The organism is Flavobacterium movens, assembly GCF_039581425.1.
Classification (GTDB): Bacteria; Bacteroidota; Bacteroidia; order Flavobacteriales; family Flavobacteriaceae; genus Flavobacterium; species Flavobacterium luteolum.
The window spans coordinates 1-19,252 of the sequence record NZ_JBCPXY010000002.1; the positions used below are offsets into that span (position 1 = coordinate 1).

17 protein-coding genes and 1 rRNA gene are annotated in these 19,252 nt (G+C 33.4%); 7 read left to right on the plus strand and 11 right to left on the minus strand.

Annotated features, from left to right (window positions below; all coding sequences use genetic code 11):
* Together rrf and pafA are read left to right on the plus strand one after the other, a co-directional pair.
* Window positions 1-106: ribosomal RNA gene (rrf, locus tag AAYQ05_RS03430) — 5S ribosomal RNA — on the plus strand; the annotation flags it as partial.
* Window positions 107-446: 340 nt separating this feature from the next.
* Complete coding sequence (gene pafA / locus AAYQ05_RS03435; RefSeq protein ID WP_343541158.1) at window positions 447-2,066, plus strand: alkaline phosphatase PafA; 1,620 nt, start codon at window positions 447-449, stop codon at window positions 2,064-2,066.
* A 124-nt stretch (window positions 2,067-2,190) separates the two neighbouring features.
* Here pafA and ald read toward each other — a convergent pair whose 3' ends face one another.
* Window positions 2,191-3,309, minus strand: a complete 1,119-nt coding sequence (gene ald, locus AAYQ05_RS03440; protein WP_177212328.1) for an alanine dehydrogenase — start codon at window positions 3,307-3,309, stop codon at window positions 2,191-2,193.
* Between the two features lie 201 nt (window positions 3,310-3,510).
* Between ald and AAYQ05_RS03445 the strand changes: the two genes are divergently transcribed.
* The gene (locus tag AAYQ05_RS03445) at window positions 3,511-3,969 is read left to right on the plus strand and encodes an Lrp/AsnC family transcriptional regulator (RefSeq protein WP_073416996.1); all 459 of its coding nucleotides are present in this window, start codon (window positions 3,511-3,513) and stop codon (window positions 3,967-3,969) included.
* A gap of 64 nt (window positions 3,970-4,033) precedes the next feature.
* Here the strand turns inward: AAYQ05_RS03445 and AAYQ05_RS03450 are convergent, their stop codons facing one another.
* Both AAYQ05_RS03450 and AAYQ05_RS03455 read right to left on the minus strand, forming a co-directional pair.
* The gene (locus AAYQ05_RS03450; RefSeq protein WP_343541162.1) at window positions 4,034-5,482 is read right to left on the minus strand and encodes a glyceraldehyde-3-phosphate dehydrogenase; all 1,449 of its coding nucleotides are present in this window, start codon (window positions 5,480-5,482) and stop codon (window positions 4,034-4,036) included.
* A gap of 201 nt (window positions 5,483-5,683) precedes the next feature.
* Window positions 5,684-7,084 carry a trypsin-like peptidase domain-containing protein gene (locus AAYQ05_RS03455; RefSeq protein ID WP_198858271.1) on the minus strand — a complete coding sequence of 467 codons (1,401 nt, stop codon included), beginning with the start codon at window positions 7,082-7,084 and terminating at the stop codon, window positions 5,684-5,686.
* A gap of 161 nt (window positions 7,085-7,245) precedes the next feature.
* Between AAYQ05_RS03455 and dapF the strand changes: the two genes are divergently transcribed.
* The 4 genes from dapF to AAYQ05_RS03475 all read left to right on the plus strand — a co-directional run bounded on the left by dapF (window position 7,246) and on the right by AAYQ05_RS03475 (window position 10,819).
* Window positions 7,246-8,028, plus strand: a complete 783-nt coding sequence (gene dapF / locus AAYQ05_RS03460; RefSeq protein ID WP_343541165.1) for a diaminopimelate epimerase — start codon at window positions 7,246-7,248, stop codon at window positions 8,026-8,028.
* Between the two features lie 84 nt (window positions 8,029-8,112).
* On the plus strand, window positions 8,113-8,646 hold the full coding sequence (locus tag AAYQ05_RS03465) for a GNAT family N-acetyltransferase (RefSeq protein WP_343541167.1): 534 nt from the start codon (window positions 8,113-8,115) through the stop codon (window positions 8,644-8,646).
* Between the two features lie 10 nt (window positions 8,647-8,656).
* Window positions 8,657-9,697 (plus strand): endolytic transglycosylase MltG, encoded by a 1,041-nt coding sequence (mltG, locus tag AAYQ05_RS03470; RefSeq protein WP_343541168.1) that lies wholly within the window; start codon window positions 8,657-8,659, stop codon window positions 9,695-9,697.
* 483 nt (window positions 9,698-10,180) lie between these two features.
* Window positions 10,181-10,819 (plus strand): peptidoglycan-binding protein LysM, encoded by a 639-nt coding sequence (locus AAYQ05_RS03475; protein ID WP_286966798.1) that lies wholly within the window; start codon window positions 10,181-10,183, stop codon window positions 10,817-10,819.
* A 42-nt stretch (window positions 10,820-10,861) separates the two neighbouring features.
* Here the strand turns inward: AAYQ05_RS03475 and scpA are convergent, their stop codons facing one another.
* From scpA to AAYQ05_RS03515, 8 genes are all read right to left on the minus strand, one after another.
* A complete protein-coding gene (gene scpA, locus AAYQ05_RS03480; RefSeq protein ID WP_343541171.1) occupies window positions 10,862-12,988 on the minus strand; it encodes a methylmalonyl-CoA mutase in 2,127 nt (708 codons plus the stop codon).
* Window positions 12,989-13,032: 44 nt separating this feature from the next.
* On the minus strand, window positions 13,033-14,397 hold the full coding sequence (locus AAYQ05_RS03485) for a methylmalonyl-CoA mutase subunit beta (RefSeq protein WP_343541173.1): 1,365 nt from the start codon (window positions 14,395-14,397) through the stop codon (window positions 13,033-13,035).
* Window positions 14,398-14,411: 14 nt separating this feature from the next.
* Complete coding sequence (locus tag AAYQ05_RS03490; protein WP_343541175.1) at window positions 14,412-14,744, minus strand: FtsB family cell division protein; 333 nt, start codon at window positions 14,742-14,744, stop codon at window positions 14,412-14,414.
* A gap of 194 nt (window positions 14,745-14,938) precedes the next feature.
* Window positions 14,939-15,547, minus strand: coding sequence for a uridine kinase (udk, locus tag AAYQ05_RS03495; protein ID WP_008467967.1), 609 nt, complete (start codon window positions 15,545-15,547; stop codon window positions 14,939-14,941).
* A gap of 379 nt (window positions 15,548-15,926) precedes the next feature.
* A complete protein-coding gene (locus AAYQ05_RS03500) occupies window positions 15,927-16,808 on the minus strand; it encodes an SDR family oxidoreductase (RefSeq protein ID WP_008467969.1) in 882 nt (293 codons plus the stop codon).
* A 76-nt stretch (window positions 16,809-16,884) separates the two neighbouring features.
* On the minus strand, window positions 16,885-18,012 hold the full coding sequence (locus AAYQ05_RS03505) for a methionine aminotransferase (RefSeq protein ID WP_343541177.1): 1,128 nt from the start codon (window positions 18,010-18,012) through the stop codon (window positions 16,885-16,887).
* Between the two features lie 44 nt (window positions 18,013-18,056).
* A complete protein-coding gene (locus AAYQ05_RS03510; RefSeq protein WP_343541178.1) occupies window positions 18,057-18,509 on the minus strand; it encodes an energy transducer TonB in 453 nt (150 codons plus the stop codon).
* Window positions 18,510-18,532: 23 nt separating this feature from the next.
* Entirely contained in the window at window positions 18,533-19,246 is a 714-nt protein-coding gene (locus tag AAYQ05_RS03515) for an SAM-dependent methyltransferase (protein WP_281633671.1), read from the minus strand.
* Between the last annotated feature and the right edge of the window lie 6 nt (window positions 19,247-19,252).

Genomic DNA, 19,252 nt, shown 5'->3' on the forward strand with positions numbered 1-19,252 from the left:
GTGGTTATTGCGGCGGGGCTCACCTCTTCCCATCCCGAACAGAGAAGTTAAGCCCGCCTGCGCAGATGGTACTGCATCATTGTGGGAGAGTATGTCGTCGCCTTTCTTTTGAAAAACCCTATCCGGATCGGATAGGGTTTTTCTGTTTATATTGGTTTTGGAAAAGAAGCCTGCCCCGGCAGAAGACAATAGCCGCTCATAGGCGGTATGCCGCGTTAGCGATGGAAGCGGCATACTTTTGCGGGACACCTAAAAGCCTCTTTCGCCATTATCCTTCCCCCGCAAAAGATATAGCGGACAGCGCGGCCCGCGGGGAAACGCCATAAGCATTTGAATTGTAAAGTCCATAAGTGTTAAATTATAGTCAATTGTTGGCGGTTAAATATTGATACTTTAGACTTTTTGGATTTGAATGAGTATTTTTGTGTTTAAATTACTTTTTAAATATGAAGAAAAATATTTTATTGTTAGCGCTTCTTGCTGTAACAGGTTTAAGTGCGCAACAACGTCCAAAGTTAGTTGTGGGTATAGTTGTGGATCAAATGAAAATGGAATATTTATATCGTTTTTCAGATGATTTTTCTCCAAATGGCTTTAAAAGATTAATGAATGACGGATTTACTTTCCAGAATATGCATTACAATTATATGCCAACTTATACCGCTCCTGGTCATGCTTCAATCTACACAGGTACAACTCCAGCTACTCACGGAATTGTAGGTAACGAATGGTTTAGCAGAACACTTGGTAAAGAGATGTACTGTACTGATGATGCAGGTGTTAAAACAGTAGGAGACGGTACAGCAGAAGAAGGTGCAATGTCTCCAAAAAACCTTCAGAGTACTACAATTACTGATGAAGTTAGAATGGCTACTAATTTTACTGGTAAAGTAATTGGATTAAGTTTGAAAGACCGTGGGGCTATATTGCCAGCAGGACATTTTGCGAACTGGGCATTTTGGTATAGTAAAACAGGTTCTTTTATTTCTAGTACTTTTTATGGGGAGAAATTACCTGATTGGGTTACCGAATTTAATAATGAGAAAAACTACTTAAAGTATATCAATAAAGGTTGGGATTTATACAAACCAGCTTCTGTTTATAATGAAAGTCTTCCTGATAATAATCCTTATGAAGGGAAATTATACGGAAGTGCTGCACCAGTTTTTCCATACGATTTAAAATCAATGTATGAGAAAAATGATGCTGGGATTATTAGAGCAACTCCTTTCGGAAATGATTTATTAGCTGAGTTTGCAAAAAGAGCTATTGAGAAAGAAGAGTTAGGAAAAGATAATGTTACAGATTTTTTAACTGTTAGTTTTTCTTCTACAGACTACGTTGGGCATTTACTTGGGCCTAGATCTATGGAGCTTCAAGATACTTACTTGAGATTGGATCAAACAATTGCTGATTTTTTAGCATATCTTGACAAAACTGTTGGGAAAGGAAATTATTTGCTTTTCTTAACAGCTGACCATGCTGGTGCTGAAAATGTTATTTATTTAAAAGACCGTAAATATAATGTAGACAATTATCCATCGAAAGAGGTTAAGAAAAGTTTACAAGATTTTTCAGTTAAGACTTTCGGTGTAGATTTGGTTCAAAATTATTCAAACTTTAATGTTTTCTTTAATAAGCAGATTATTAAGGATAAGAAGTTAGATCTTGATAAAGTAAAAGAAGCTTTTAAAAAGTTTTTAATTACTCAGCCACAAGTTAAGAAGGTTTATACGGAAGAAGAAATTTTAGCTAATGCTGGAAATGATTATGCTCTTAATTTTGTAGCAAAAGGATATGATGTTACACAAAATGGTGATTTAGTTATTGTAGATAAACCGGGAATGATTGAATACACTCCAACAGGAACATCGCATGGTACAATTTATAGCTATGATACACATGTACCTGCTATTTTTTACGGTTGGCATATTAAAAAAGGAGAATCTTACGATAAGAAAGCTATAACAGAGATTGCTCCAACAATAGCGCAGAAAATCAAAGTAACGTTTCCAAATGGCACAGAAGCTAAAGTTATGACTGAAGTTCTGGATAGTAAAAAATAATAAAATATAAAGCTTTGAAAACCTGTCTTCGTGACAGGTTTTTTTATGCCATAAAAAAAGGCTTTTCAATTAAGAAAAGCCTTTTGTAATAGTGACTTAGTAAGCACTTATATAAGTATTAACACTATGCGTTTGCTAATACTATTTCTTCGTTAAAAGGAAGATTCCAAGCTTCTGCAACTCCTTTGTAAAGGATTTTTCCATTAGCTACGTTTAATCCTTTTTTCAATTCTTCATTTTCTGCACATGCTTTTTCCCATCCTTTGTTTGCTAATTGCACAGCATATGGTAAAGTTGCGTTTGTTAAAGCTAAAGTAGAAGTGTAAGGAACAGCTCCTGGCATATTAGCTACACAATAATGAACGATATCGTCAATAATAAAGGTTGGGTTTTCGTGAGTTGTTGGAGTGCAAGTTTCGATACATCCTCCTTGGTCTACAGCTACGTCAACAACAACAGTTCCTGGACGCATTAATTTTAGCATGTCACGAGTAATTAAGTGGGGCGCTTTTGCTCCGGGAATTAAAACAGCTCCAACAATTAAGTCAGCATCTTTAATTGCTCTTGTGATATTGTAGTGGTTAGACATTTCTGTATTTACATTTGCAGGCATGATATCATCCAATTGACGTAAACGCGGTAAGCTTAAGTCCATAATTGTAACTTGAGCACCTAATCCAGCAGCCATTTTAGCAGCTTGAGTTCCTACGATTCCTCCACCTAAAACTAATACTTTTGCTGGTGGAACCCCTGGAACACCTCCTAAAAGAATTCCTCTTCCTTTTAATGGTTTTTCAAGGTATTTTGCTCCTTGTTGAATTGCCATACGACCCGCAACTTCAGACATTGGAACTAATAATGGTAAGCTTCTGTCTGTTTTTTCTACAGTTTCATAAGCTAAACAAACAGCTCCTTTTTCTAACATTGCATGCGTTAATTCTTCTGAAGAAGCAAAGTGGAAATACGTGAATAATAATTGATCTTTCTTGATTAATGGATATTCAGATGCAATTGGCTCTTTTACTTTGATGATCATTTCAGCGATAGCATAAACTTCTTCAATAGTTGGTAAAACAACTGCACCAGCTTCAGCATATTCTGCATCGGCAAAACCACTTCCTAAACCAGCAGTAGATTGAACATATACTGTATGTCCGTGTTTTTTCATTTCAGAAACACCTGCAGGAGTTAACGCAACTCTATTTTCGTTATTTTTTATTTCTTTAGGAACACCTATTATCATTTTGTTATATTTTTTTGTTTTTATTGAAATTGTTTTACAAATCTACAGATAGAGAATAAATTATGGTTTAATGGCTTATAAATAAGAAAATATTATTTTATTTTTTACTTTTACAGAAAAATATTCTGTTTTGAAGTGAAATTCATTCCTCAAAAAGAAAAAATGACTAATCCTTACTAATTTTAATAAAACGTTTTCGTTATGGCTTTAGACGAAATTGACAAAAAAATACTACGTCTTTTACAAGAAGACGCACATTACACATTAAAAGACATTGCAAACAAAATTAATTTGTCTTTAACTCCCGTCCATGACCGCGTGAAACGTCTTGAAAAAGATGGAATTATCGAAAAATATGTGACGCTTCTTGACAAGAAAAAACTTGGAAATAATTTGACAGTTTATTGCCAAGTTACATTGACAAAGCAGACTTATGATACTTCGGAAGGATTTAATCAGTCGATTTTGAATTTACCGGAGGTTGTCGAATGTAATTACGTTTCAGGAAACTTTGATTATATGCTGAAAATCATAATTCCAGACATGGAAAGTTATCATCATTTTCATCAAAAAAAATTATCTATTCTTCCTGAGGTTTCTCTAATAAATACCGTTTTTGTGATTTCGGAGGTGAAAAGTACAACTGTTCTTCCTATTTAAAATAAAACAAAAAACCATCAAGAAGATCCTGATGGTTTTAAGAAAAAAAGTTAGTTTGGTTGAATTAATAATAAGTATAACGTCTTACTTTGGCAATATATTTTGCCAAACGAATAACTTGATGGCTGTAACCATATTCGTTATCGTACCAAATATAAAGTACTATATTTTTACCGTCCTTTGAAACAATCGTTGCATTGCTGTCATAAATAGACGGGGCAGAAGTGCCGACAATATCAGATGAAACGAGTTCGTTATTTAAAGAATATTTTATCTGCTCCACAAGTTCTCCTTCTAGAGCATATTTCTTCATAATTTTGTTGATTGCTGTAATAGATGTTGGCTTTTTAACTTCTAAATTTAAAACGACCAGAGACCCATTTGGAACTGGGACGCGAATCGCATTTGAAGTTAGTTTGCCTTCTAATGATGGTAAAGCTTTTGCTACAGCACTTCCTGCGCCAGTTTCGGTAATAACCATGTTTAAAGCAGCTGCTCTCCCGCGACGGTATTTTTTATGCATGTTATCAACCAAATTTTGGTCGTTTGTATAGGCATGAATCGTTTCTAAATGCCCTTTTACAACCCCAAGAGTTTCTTCAACAACTTTTAGAATTGGAGTTATAGCATTTGTTGTGCAAGATGCAGCTGAAAAAATATTTACTTCGTCGGGATTGAAATCGTTATGATTTACACCATGTACAATATTTGGAATGCCTTTTCCAGGAGCAGTCAGTAAAACTTTACTAGCTCCGTTTGAAGTTAAATGTCTTTTTAATGCTTCTTCGGTTGTAAATGCTCCAGTATTATCAATCACTAAAGCATCATTTATTCCGTATGCTGTATAATCGATTTCTTCTGGTGAATTGGCTGTAATGATATGAACAGTTGTTCCGTTTATAATTAAAGCATTGTTTTTAGTATCGGCTATTACAGATCCTTGAAAATCGCCATGAATGGAGTCATATCGTAATAGAGAAGCTCGTTTCTCTAAGCTCGTTGCATCGTTCTTATCGCGTGTTACAATTGCTCTAAGGCGCAATTGATTTCCTTTTCCAGTTTTCGACATTAGCTCTCTTGCTAATAAACGTCCGATTCTTCCAAAACCATATAAAACAACGTCTTTTGGTTGAATTTCTTTTGAAGATTTTGCTTTTTTCAGCTTATCAATAACAAAATATCTTGCATCTGGATATTTTTCGTCCTCTAGGCGATATTCATAAGTAAGTTTTCCTAAATCTATTTTTGCTGGCGGAAGATCTAATGATAAGACAACTCTTGCGATTTCAACCGAATCAAAAATGGTGATTGGTTTGCCTACAAATTCTCCAGCATATTGATGAAGATTGATAATATCGCTAACGTTTTTATCCAATAATTGATTTTTGAATAAAACCATTTCGATTGATTTGTCATACCATAAATCGCTTATGATTTTAATTAATTCGACGCCGGCTTTTCTTCGGTCGACTTGTAAGGATACCTCTTTTTGGTACAATGATTTGTTACTCATAATTGAAAAAATAAAATGCTCACTATTTTAAAATTTTGCGCAAAAGTATCTATTTCAATCGATTTCGTAAACTATTTTAGCATTTATTTTTGAAAATAAAAAAGCCACCTTAATTTTCTTAAGATGGCTTTTTTGAAGTTTTCAGTCGCAGTCACAGTTTACAGTTTTTAGTAACTGAAAACTGTGACTGAAAACTGCGACTTAAATAATTATTCTGAAAATCTCTCCATTTCTGTTGATCATTTCAATTCTTACGCTTTGTCCTTCGTCTTTTTTGCTTAAAAGTTTAGAAACAGTTTCAACATTTGTCGCTTTTACATTATCAATGCTAAGAATAATATTTCCTAGTAATTCGTTTTGATATTGCATTAAATTCTCATTGCTTATGTTTTTAATTTTAACACCGTAATCAATTCTAAATTTTTTCTTGTCAGTAGCATCAATGTTTTCTAATTCGATTCCTTTAAATTCAGCGCTGTAAAACTCGTTTTTACTTAAAGTTACAGGAACCGTTTTTGTTTTCCCTTCTTTAATATAAGTTACTTTTACAACATCGTTTGGACGTTTTGTATTGATATAACCCGATAAATCAGCATAAGTTGCAATATTTTGATCATCCAGTTTTACGATAATATCTCCTTTTGTCAGACCAGCTTTTTCTGCTCCTGAATTTTTAGAAACTCTATTAATATAGAATCCTTGCGTTTCTGTTACTCCTAATTCTTTAGAAGCTGTGGCATTCAATTCGCCTCCTTCAACACCAAGAATACCTCTTTGAACATTTCCATATTCCATAATATCCTCGATAATTTTTCGAGCAATATTAGAAGGAACGGCAAAAGAATATCCAACATAAGAACCTGTCATTGAAGAAATCATGGTATTAATTCCAATTAATTCACCTCTCGCATTTACTAACGCTCCACCACTATTACCTGGGTTTACCGCGGCATCAGTTTGAATGAAAGATTGGATTCCGCTTTGGTCTAAATTTCTGGCTTTCGCCGAAACAATTCCTGCAGTTACTGTTGAAGTTAAATTATACGGGTTTCCAACTGCCAACACCCATTCTCCAACTTTTACATTATCAGAATTGGCAAAAGCAGTGTAAGGAAGTTTCTCATCGGCATTGATTTTTAAAAGAGCGATGTCCATTTTAGAATCTGTACCAATTAACTTCGCTTTGTATGATTTTTTATTGTTTAAAGTAATTTCAATTTCTGTCGCGTCTTTGATTACGTGATTGTTGGTCACAATGTATCCGTCTTCAGAGATAATTACACCAGAACCAGTTCCTACTTGTTCTTGCTGTTGTTGCCCGCCGTATCCGTAGAAAAATTCGAGCATTGGGTTGCTTACAGTTCTTCTCGAAACATTTTTTACGTGAACAACAGTATGAACAGTCTTGTCTGCGGCTTCGGTAAAATCGAGTGTTTCAGCTCCTAGACCAACATTTTTTCCATAAGAGTTAGGGGCAAGGGTTACAACAGAATTTCCTTTGCCAAAAAAAGAATTGTTGCTTTCAAATAATAACTTGTAAGCACCAAGAGTAATAGCACCACTTAACAATGATACTAAAAATAAGGCTGAAAATCTTTTCATATTAGAATTTGTAATTAAGTTATTAGAATTTAAGTTTCATGTTTTATTTAACGTAAAATTACTTCAAAAAATTATTTGGAAAAACGGTTTAACGCTCTTTAACAATGATTAACATTTCATTAATTAATAGTTCGTACTTTTGTATTTCTAACAACTAAAAAATGCAAGTAGAATTTTATAAATATCAAGGTACAGGAAATGATTTTGTAATGATTGATAACCGTTCAAATTTTTTCCCAAAAGACGATGTAAAACTTATTGAACGTCTGTGCGACAGACGTTTCGGAATTGGAGCTGATGGATTAATTCTTTTAGAAAATGATACCGAAACCGATTTTAGAATGGTGTATTACAACTCTGACGGAAACCAAAGTTCGATGTGCGGCAATGGCGGTCGCTGTCTTGTTGCTTTTGCCAATCAATTAGGAGTAATTGATGATAAAACAACTTTTATTGCTACTGACGGATTGCATCATGCTTCAGTAAATGCCGATTCAATTGTTTCGTTGCAAATGATTGATGTAAACGAAATTCAGAAAAAAGATTCTTATACTTTCCTAAATACTGGTTCGCCTCATCATGTTCAGATTGTAGATGATTTGGAACATTATAATGTAAAAGAAAAAGGAGCTGCAATTCGTTATGGTGAATTGTATGGCGAAAAAGGCAGCAATGTCAATTTTGTAAAAAAAGTAGATAACGATACTTTTTCCTTAAGAACGTATGAAAGAGGTGTTGAAGACGAAACTCTTGCGTGCGGAACAGGTGCTACAGCAGTGGCAATTGCAATGAATGCCATTGGAGAAACAGATAAAACATCAATAAACTTAAATGTTGAAGGCGGAAAACTTGTTGTTTCTTTTGATAAAGATAATAATGGCTATACGAATGTTTTCTTAACTGGACCTGCAAAATTCGTATTTAAAGGAATAATTGAAATTTAATTTAAAAACACCAATTTTTAAATACCAAAATCCAGAAGAGATTTTAAAATTTAAAATCTACAATCTAAAATCTGAAATATCTAAATGATAACATTAAAAGGCGATTCGATTTATTTGCGTGCACTCGAACCTCAAGATTTAGAGTTCATTTATTCTATAGAAAATGATGAGAATATCTGGGAAGTTAGCAATACGCAAACTCCCTACAGCCGTTTTTTGATTAAACAATATTTAGAAAATGCCCATCAGGATATTTATGAAGCAAAACAGCTTCGTTTGGCAATTTGTCAGGACGAAGATTTTCCAGCTATAGGATTGATTGATTTGTTTGATTTTGATCCTAGAAATAATAGAGCAGGAATTGGCATTGTTATTCAGAAAGACGAAAATCAAGGGAAAAATATTGGTTCTGAGGCTTTAGAGCTTTTAATAAAGTATTCTTTCTATAATTTAAATCTCCATCAATTGTATGCAAATATTGGTGTGCAAAATGTCGCTAGTCTTGCACTTTTTACTAAATTTGGTTTTAAGAAAATCGGAATCAAAAAAGATTGGATTTTGTATCATAATCATTATCAAGATGAAGCAATTTATCAATTAATTAATAAACACATTTAAATTTTAAACTTTGAGTCTAAAGAAAATAATCACAATAAGTGCCGTAGCCATAATTTCAGTTTTATTGATATATGGTTTTATTCTAGTTAGTAAAATTTTTAGTTCTAATACTAAGTTTGAAGAGAAAGAAGTATATGTTTACGTGCCTACAGACGCTAATTATGCCGATGTAAAGAAAATTTTGGAACCTTATATAAAGAATTTTGACAACTTTGAAATGGTTGCCGAAAAAAGAGATTATCCACAAAATGTAAAATCGGGTCGTTTTCTTCTAAAGAAAGATATGAACAACATTGATCTAGTTCGTGCCATGCGTTCTAATATTCCGGTTAAGTTAGTTTTTAATAATCAGGAGCGTTTAGAGAATTTTGCTGGAAGAATCGGAAAAGAAATCGAAGCAGACAGCTTATCATTAATGAAAGCTATAAAAGATTCTACTTTCTTAGCTGCAAACGGATTTAATGAAGAAAACGTCTTTGCAATGTTTATTCCTAATACTTATGAGATTTATTGGAATACATCGGCAGAAAAGTTTCGTGATAAGATGATTAAAGAATATCATAATTTCTGGACAGCAGATAGAATCGCTAAAGCAAAAGCACAAGGTTTAACCCCAGTTCAAGCTACTATTTTAGCTTCAATTGTCCATAAAGAATCCGTTAAGAAAGACGAAAGACCTCGTATTGCTGGTGTTTATTTAAACCGTTTGCGTTTAGAAATGCCATTACAAGCAGATCCAACAGTTATTTATGCTTTAAAATTAAGAGACAACGATTTTGATCAAGTTATTAAACGAGTTTTTTATAATGATTTGGTAATGAGATCTCCATATAATACTTATGTAAATAAAGGACTTCCTCCAGGACCAATTGCAATGCCTGATATTACAGCTTTAGAAGCAGTTTTAAACCCAGAAAAGAACGATTATATCTATTTCTGTGCAAGTGTTGATCGTTTCGGATATCATGAATTTGCTGCAACACTAGCAGAACATAATGTAAATGCAAAAAAATATTCAGACTGGATTGCAAGTCAAGGAGTAACAAGATAATCTGATTTGTTTAAATAATATTAGAAAACCGAAGTCAATTTTGCTTCGGTTTTTTTGTTTTTTTCTGATGTAAAAAAGTCTTTGAAATTGAAAAATTATGAAATTGCTATTTTGTGTATTTTTCGATTTGGCATAATAAAAAAATAACCATTTTTTAATAATGAATTTTATAAAATTCGAAAACCACCTTTTCAAAATCTGCATAAAAACTACATTTTTTATGTAGGTTAATTCTTTCTTTTTTATAGAAAAAGCTTAAAATTTCTATAAAATGCGATTTTTTTTGACCCAAAATTTCAATTTTTAGAGATGAAATAAGTCACTTCAAATCTTTCGGAATCCATTAGTATATCTGGGATGAAAGCGAATTGCGTTTTTAAGTGGTAAATGTTAAAGTGTTGATTTATAGTATATTTTGAAAAGACTTATCTTTGCACCGTAGAAATTTCAAGAGGGTGACAGCGTCTTGAAGAAAAACAATTTATGATAAAGAAATGGTATTTTTATGCGAGTTTAGTCGTTATTATTACATTTTTAAGTTTGGGATTTATTCCCTCAGAAAAAGAAACCAAACCTTGGTTTTTAATTGAAAAAACAGATGGATCAGAATACATTTTTCCATCAAAAGAAAAAGATGATTATCCAAACACCAACGTCCCATACACAGGAAATCATCTAATAGGATTTAAAGAAGCAGTAGCTTTTAAAGAATCACAAGGGCAATACAGACTAGTAAATTCTCTTGGTTATATGGGCAAATATCAATTTGGTTCTAAAGCTTTAAGAGCAATCGGAATTAATGATAATAAAGCCTTTTTAAAAGATCCTGCGCTACAAGAAAAAGCTTTTATGGCTTTGTTAGCCAAAAACAAATGGATTTTACGTTACGAAATCGAAAAGTATCAAGGTAAAATCATCAGTGGTATTGAAATTACCGAATCTGGAATTTTAGCTGCAGCGCATTTAGGTGGTGCAGGTTCTGTAAAGAACTTTTTCAAAAACAAAGGAAGCAGACATTTTAGAGATGCTTTTGGAACTTCTTTGAAAAGCTATATGAGAGATTTTGCAGGTTACGATCTTTCTTTTATAGAAGCAGATAGTAACGCAACAGTAAACGACTAAATGAAAAAAAGAAAAATCCCTTGTAAAAAGGGATTTTCTTTTTTAATCTATTAAAGCTTCTAAGATTTTTATAGCTGCTTCACTTATTTTAGTTCCAGGACCAAAAACAGCCGATGCGCCAGCATCAAATAAGAATTGATAGTCCTGAGACGGAATAACACCACCTACAATTACCATTATATCTTCACGTCCGTGTTTTTTTAGTTCTTCTATTACTTGCGGAACCAAAGTTTTGTGTCCAGCAGCAAGCGATGAAACACCTAAGATGTGAACGTCATTCTCCACGGCTTGTTTTGCTGCTTCTGCGGGAGTTTGAAACAAAGGGCCAATATCAACATCAAAACCAACATCGGCATAACCTGTTGCAACCACTTTTGCGCCTCGGTCGTGACCATCTTGTCCCATTTTTGCAATCATAATTCTAGGACGTCTACCTTCTTGTTTAGCAAAAACATCTGCAAGTTGTTTTGCTCGCTCAAAATTCTCGTCATTTTTTATTGCTGCACTATACACTCCGCTAAAAGATTTAATTTGTGCTTTAAAACGGCCAAAAACAGTTTCCAATGCATTACTGATTTCGCCTAATGTTGCTCTGTTTCTTGCAGCTTCAATTGCAATTTCTAGTAAGTTGCCTTGCCCGGTTTGTGCACAAAGGATTAATTTTTCTAGTGACTTATTTACTTTTTCAGAATCTCTCGTTTGTTTTATTTCTTCGAGACGTTCAATTTGCTGTTTCCGAACCAATTGATTGTCTACATCCAAAATATCCAACGGATCTTCTTTTTCTAAACGGTATTTATTTACACCAACAATAATATCTTGTCCGCTGTCAATTCTTGCTTGCTTTCTTGCCGCAGCCTCTTCAATTCGAAGTTTCGGAATTCCAGCTTCAATGGCTTTGGTCATTCCGCCAAGTTCTTCAACTTCTTCGATTAGCTTCCACGTTTTTTCAACAATGTCATTTGTTAGACTTTCAACATAATAACTACCAGCCCAAGGATCTACTGTTTTGGTTATTTTAGTTTCTTCTTGAAGAAAAATTTGGGTATTACGTGCAATTCTAGCAGAGAAATCTGTTGGAAGTGCAATTGCCTCATCTAAAGCATTGGTATGAAGAGATTGTGTTCCTCCAAAAACCGCTGCAGAAGCTTCTATACAAGTTCTGGCAACATTGTTAAATGGATCTTGTTCTGTTAAACTCCATCCGCTAGTTTGGCAATGTGTTCTTAAAGCTAAAGATTTTTCGCTTTTCGGATTAAACTGTTGTAATAGTTTTGCCCAAATCATACGTCCAGCTCTCATTTTGGCAATTTCCATAAAATGATTCATGCCAATTGCCCAAAAGAAAGATAATCTTGGAGCAAAATCGTCAATGGTCATTCCTGTAGATAATCCAGTTCTGATGTATTCTAAACCATCTGCCAAAGTATAAGCCAATTCAATATCTGCAGTTGCTCCAGCTTCTTGCATGTGATAACCAGAAATAGAAATAGAATTGAATTTTGGCATTTTCTTGCTCGTAAACTCAAAAATATCAGCAATAATTTTCATCGAAGGAGTTGGAGGGTAGATATAAGTATTTCTAACCATAAACTCCTTTAAAATATCGTTTTGAATTGTTCCTGCTAATTTTTCTGGACTAACGCCTTGTTCTTCGGCAGCAACAATATAAAAAGCCATAATTGGTAAAACGGCTCCATTCATGGTCATCGAAACCGACATTTCATCTAACGGAATCTGATCGAAAAGCACTTTCATGTCTTCAACAGAATCAATCGCAACTCCAGCTTTTCCAACATCACCAACAACTCTTTCGTGATCAGAATCGTAACCGCGATGCGTTGGTAAATCAAACGCAATAGAAAGTCCTTTTTGACCTGCGGCTAAATTTTTTCTATAAAAAGCATTACTTTCTTCTGCGGTAGAAAATCCCGCATATTGGCGAATCGTCCACGGACGTCTTACATACATTGTAGCGTATGGTCCGCGCAAATTGGGTGCAAAACCAGCTCCGAACTCAAGAAATTCTAAATCTTCTATATCTTTCTCCGAATAGTTTTTTTTGATTTCGATTCCTTCGGCTGTAATGAAGTTGTCAGAATTAGAATTAACTTCTGGTTCCTGACTTTTAACTTCTAGCTTTATATGTTTAAGGTCTTTTCTTGTCATTGAGACGCTTTGTTTGAATTTGTAATTAATTACTTTTTCTGAGATTATTCCAATTCCAGTCTTTCTTGCTCCATTTTCTCTGCCAATCTTTTTTCGATAATTGGTGTAATTAATGTTTTTCTTGGTTTGATTTTTACAAAAGGAAATAATTCTAAATCCTGTTTCATTCTGTCTTCTTTATTTGGATATTTATTTGTTCCTAAAAGAATTTCTTTCTTAGAATCGAATAATTCCTGTTCTTTATTGGCGCTTTCTTGAATCTTCTTTTTGATTGTACCATCGTTTAAAAGTTTCAAGAAACCTCCGTTGGCTTCAATTTCTTTAAATAAGGCTAAACTTTTCTCAGCCAGTTGCATCGTTAAACTTTCAATATAATAACTTCCGTCAGCTGGATTGTTTACTTTGTCAAAATAACTTTCGTGCTTTAAGATCAAAAGCTGGTTTCTAGAGATTCGATTTCCAAATTCGTTGTCTTTGTGGTATAAAGCATCATAAGGCAAATTGGCAATTGCATCTGCACCACCCAGAATTGCCGACATGCACTCGGTTGTGGTGCGAAGCATATTTACGTTGTAATCGTAAATTGTTTTGTTTCGTTTAGTGGGAGTTACCAAGAAATGACATTTTATTTCTGGATTATATTCTTTAGCAATTAAATCAAAAAGCATTCGAAGTGCTCTAAGTTTGGCAATTTCGAAGAAATAATTCGTTCCAACTGAAATCTGAAAAACAACTGATTTTGTTTCGGCAGAAAAGCGGTTTAAATATTCATTTGCGTGCGCTAAGCTGTAAGCAATTTGCTGTGTAATATTGGCTCCTGAATTTTGATATAATCCTAGATCAACACTTAACAAATTTAGATTGGTCGTGTTTTTGAATAATAAAGACAATGTCTCAAAATTATTTTTCTCTGGAGTTATAAACCAATTTCCTTCGCGTGCTAATTCTCCAATCGGATCAAAATTACAATAGAAAATGGCTTTTTTCTGTATCGAAATCGTGTCTAATTTTTTAACGAAATCGATTGAGATGAAATTGAAATTAAAGTAAACGATTTTGTTTTCTAAAGGAAGATTCTCTAGTAATTTCTGAACATCAGTTTTTTCATTCTGGATCGTAAATCGTAAACTTTCTGCACCTCTTTCTAAAGTGTTTAGAGCACGTTCGATAGATTTCTCTACATCGAAAACAAAGATATTTTGGCAGATTTTAAAATTTGAGGCTTGAGTATTTACATTGGCTGCTTTTGTAAATTCATCTATATGATAAAAAGGTTTTACCTGAATATCTTCTGGTGAATTCCAAATAACAGTTTGATTGTAATCGGCTCCATCTAATTCAAACTGAATTTTTTGTTTCCATTGTTTGGATGAAATCGGATTAAAATCGTCGAATAGGGTAGTGGCCATTTTGTTTTGTTTGATTATTCTTTGTCTTGAATCGTGTCTCCTTCAAATTGAATGATGTAAATATCCTCGCTGTCTTTTTTCATAAAATACTTTTCGCGTGCATATTTCTCAATTTGTTCTGGATTTTTGAGCAGTTTAATCTGCTCCTGATCTTTTCTGATTTCTTCCTGATAATATTTTTTATTATCCTCAAGTTCATGAATTTGCTCATCTAAAAAACGATGGTCAAAATAAGAGTAATTGTCTAAAAATAACATCCAAACAATAAAAAACAGCAAAACCCAAACATATTTGTTGCCTAGGTACTTGAACCATCTTTTGTCTTTGTATGGATTTTTAAATTTCATTTTAAACGAATATTTCTTTTGAATTTGTTATTTCTAGCCCCGATTACTTCGCCGAGACATTGTTTTTTATTTGTGTTCAGTGAACTCCGTTTGAGCCGGTATTCTTTTTATGGTCTCGTTTCTTTAATGAGGCCATAAAAAGATAAAGGCGGTAATAAGCTCCTAATTATTATGGTTTAAATTTACGATAAAAATTATGAAATTCTCTGATTAATTACAGCGCGAACTACATCTATTGCTACCGTGTTGTATTTATCATTCGGAATAATAATGTCTGCAAAAGCCTTAGATGGTTCTATAAATTGCTCGTGCATAGGTTTTAAAGTCGTTTGGTAACGGTTTAAAACTTCGTCAATATCACGTCCGCGTTCTGAAATATCTCTTTTTAGACGACGAATTAATCTTTCGTCAGAATCTGCATGAACGAAGATTTTAATATCAAACATATCACGTAATTCTGGATTAGTCAAAATTAAGATTCCTTCCACAATCATCACTTTTCTTGGATGAGTAGAAACGGTATCGTCTGTTCTGTTGTGCTGAATAAAAGAATACACTGGCTGATCGATTGTTTCTCCAGCTTTAAGAGCTTTTAAATGTTTTACCAATAATTCGAAATCAATTGCACGCGGGTGATCAAAATTGATCAATGCTCTTTCGTCAAACGATAAATTATCGGTTTGTTTGTAGTATGAATCCTGAGAAATTACCCCAACTTCTGTGTCTGGTAATTCATTCATAATTTGGTGCACTACTGTAGTTTTTCCACTTCCTGTTCCTCCTGCAAGTCCGATAATGAGCATAAAATTTTTGTTTGATATTTGTTTGGCAAAAATAATAATTTAACTGAATTGTATTAAAATATTATGATTTTAAACACATAAGTAACGTAAGTAAAATTTACTTAGAAAATGTTTAAGCAAAATGTTACTTAACTGAAATTATTGCCGTTATATTGATAAAAGACCGAATTATTTGTTTTAAATCATTTAAGCAATATAAGTAAATATAAATAGTTCTTTTTTGACTTAAAGAACTTTAAAAAATCCCCACTAGACTTATAATCTCTTATATGAACTTATATGGTGAAAAATAAAAAAAAATCCCGAAAGTAAACCTTCGGGATTTCGTGCAATCAGTATAGTTTAAAAAAAATATTCTGAATTTAGTAAGCACTTGTAATTATTTATTCTTTTTTGCTTTAATCATCATTTCAAGCTGATCCCAAAGTTCTTCTGGAATTGCTTCTAATAAATTGAACTGTCCAGCGCCTTTTAACCATTCGCCTCCATCAATTGTGATTACATCTCCGTTAATGTATGAAGAGAAATCGGAAACTAAATAAGCAGCTAAATTTGCTAATTCTTGGTGGTCTCCAACTCTTTTTAATGGCACTTTTTTAGCCATGTCAAACTTTTCTGAAAGATCTCCAGGCAATAATCTGTCCCAAGCTCCTTTTGTTGGAAATGGTCCCGGTGCAATCGCGTTAGAACGAATTCCATATTTTGCCCATTCTACAGCAAGACTTCTTGTCATTGCCAAAACTCCAGCTTTTGCCGTAGCACTAGGAACAACATAAGCAGATCCTGTCCAAGCGTAAGTAGTTACTATATTTAAAATCGTAGCCGAAGTTTGTTTCGTGTCAATCCAGTGTTTTCCAAAAGCAAGCGTACAGTTTTTAGAACCTTTAAGTACAATATCTATAACAGTGTCAAATGCATTTGCAGATAATCTTTCTGTTGGCGAAATAAAATTTCCTGCAGCATTATTTAAAAGAACATCTACTTTTCCGAAAACTTTTAAAGTTTCTTGAAGCATATTTTCTACTTCCTCGTAATGACGAACATCACATTGAAGAGGAAGACATTTACCTCCAGTTTGGCTTTCCAGTTCGGCAGCTGTAGTTTTTAACTTTTCTAAGTCTCTAGAAGTTATCGCTACTTGAGCTCCTAATTCGAGAAAATATTTGGTCATAGCTTTGCCTAAACCGCTTCCGCCGCCTGTAACGACAATGACTTTGCCTTTTAAAGCATCATCACGTAACATTTTATCTGTGTAGCTCATACTTTTCTTTTTTTTACAATATTAGTTAAATAAAATAGGATGCACGCATAATAATGTTATAAAATTTCAATAAATTTTATATATCACATAATTTTTTTGCTGCAGATTCAAGCGTGAAGTCATCTTTGGCAAAACAAAAACGTATCAGTTTCTGGTCTTTATGATCTGAGTAGAAAGTTGAAATTGGAATTGCAGCAACACCATGTTCGATAATTAAATTTTTGCAGAAAGTAACATCGTCATCATTTGAAATATTAGCATAAGAAGCAACCTGAAAATAAGTTCCCTCGCAAGGTTTTAATTCAAAACGGCTATTTTGAAGCAGTTTCTGGAAATAATCTCTTTTTTCCTGATAGAATTTTCCAAGAAGATTCACATCGACAACATCTAAATATTCGCTAATTGCAAACTGAGAAATACTGTTTACGCTGAAAACCAAAAACTGGTGAACCTTTTTAATTTCTTTCATTAAATGTTCAGGAGCAATAGTATACCCAATTTTCCAGCCTGTTATATGAAAAGATTTTCCAAAAGAAGAAACCATAACACAGCGATCTAAAAGAAAATCTTTTGTATGCGCCGAAATATGTTTTTCTTCGAAAGTAATGTATTCGTAGACTTCGTCGGACAAAATGATAATGTCTGGATATTTTTCAAGAAGATTTTTTAAGTGAACAAAATCATTTTCGGTTAAAATTTTCCCCGTTGGATTATGCGGATTATTGATAATCATCATTCTGGTTTTAGCAGAACATGCTTTTTCAATCCTTTCCCAATTTGGTATGTAATCGTCATTCAGCGCTACTCGAATAGGTTTTGCTTTGCAGAGTAAAACAGGAGATTCATAAGAATCGTAACTTGGATCGAGAATAATTACTTCGTCATTTTCTTTTACTAAAGCTAAAATTGTAGTGAAAATTCCCTGAGTTGCACCAGCTGTAACCAAAAGTTCTGCATCTGGATTTATTGTTCTGCTATAAGAATCCTGAGTTAATTTTGCAATTTTGTTCATCAAGGGAGGATAACCTGCCATTGGTGTATATTGGTGAACGTTTTCCTTTGCTAATCGGGAAACAATATCCGTTAATCTTTCATCAACAGGAAAATTTGGAAATCCTTGAGAAAGATTGATTGCATTATATTCGGCTGCCATTTTTGACATTACCGTAAATATGCTTGTGGTTACGTTTGGAAGTTTGCTCATAGTGTGAAGTTTGATTAAGGGAGAACTTTGAATAATAGTACGCTTTAAATTTGTACTGGTACCACAATTGAATATAAAGTTCTGACTTCTTTTCCATTTTGTTTTCCGGCTTTCCATTTAGGAGATAATTTTAGAACACGTATAAGTTCATCTCCTGACCAAGATCCAATATCTCTCATTATTTTTATATCGCTTAGTGAGCCATCTTTTTCAATTACAAAAGTTGCAAAGACTTTTCCTTGAAGAGTTGGTCTTTTGTTTGACTTTTTATAATTGTCATCTATAAAATGATTAAATTTTACTCTGCCTCCAGGAAAGCTTGGAAGAATTTCTAATCCAGCAGTATTATAAATATGATTTTCATCAAGAATTATTTCTTCCTCTTTGTAATTTTTTAGATTGTCTCGTAAATCATCTGCGGATTTCTTAAGTTCTTTGTGTTGAGAAAATATATTTTGTGCAAAACAGAATAAAATCAGAAATAAAAACTTTTTCATGATAACGAGATTTAAATGTTGGCCTACATTTTATGAATAATAAAAATCGCTGGACGTTTGTCTAAGTCAACTTTTAACTTTTTCCAATCAGAAATTTTCATTGTTTTGATGAATTCTGTTGGAAGTGTTATATCCGCTGCAATGCAAAGATGAGTTGCAGGACTTAAAATTTGCAAAAGATCTTCAATCAGTTTGTTGTTTCTATAAGGAGTTTCAATAAATAGTTGCGATTGATTTTTATCGTAAGATAATTTCTCAAAATGACGAATTGCCGATTTTTTCTCGTCTTTATCAATTGGTAAATATCCGTTAAAAGTAAAACTTTGTCCATTCATTCCAGAAGCCATCATTGCCAATAGGATAGAAGAAGGCCCAACCAAAGGTACAACCTGAATCCCTTTTTCGTGAGCCAACTTTACAATTGCGGCTCCAGGATCAGCAACTCCTGGACAGCCAGCTTCACTCATTAATCCCATGTTTTTTCCTTCTAACAAAGGCTTGATGAAGTCATGGTGTTCGCTAGTTTCTGTTCTTTTGTTTAAAGTAAAAAGAACCAATTCAGACTGTTTTTTTTCTGGATAAACTGCTTTTATAGATTTTCTGGCAGTTTTGTCGTTTTCAACAATATAATGGTCGATAACTTCTATCGTTCTTCTAACAGTTTGAGGTAAAACATCCATTGGATCGCTTTCGCCCATTGTTGTTGGAATTAGATATAATTTTCCGAAAGATTTCATGTGCTT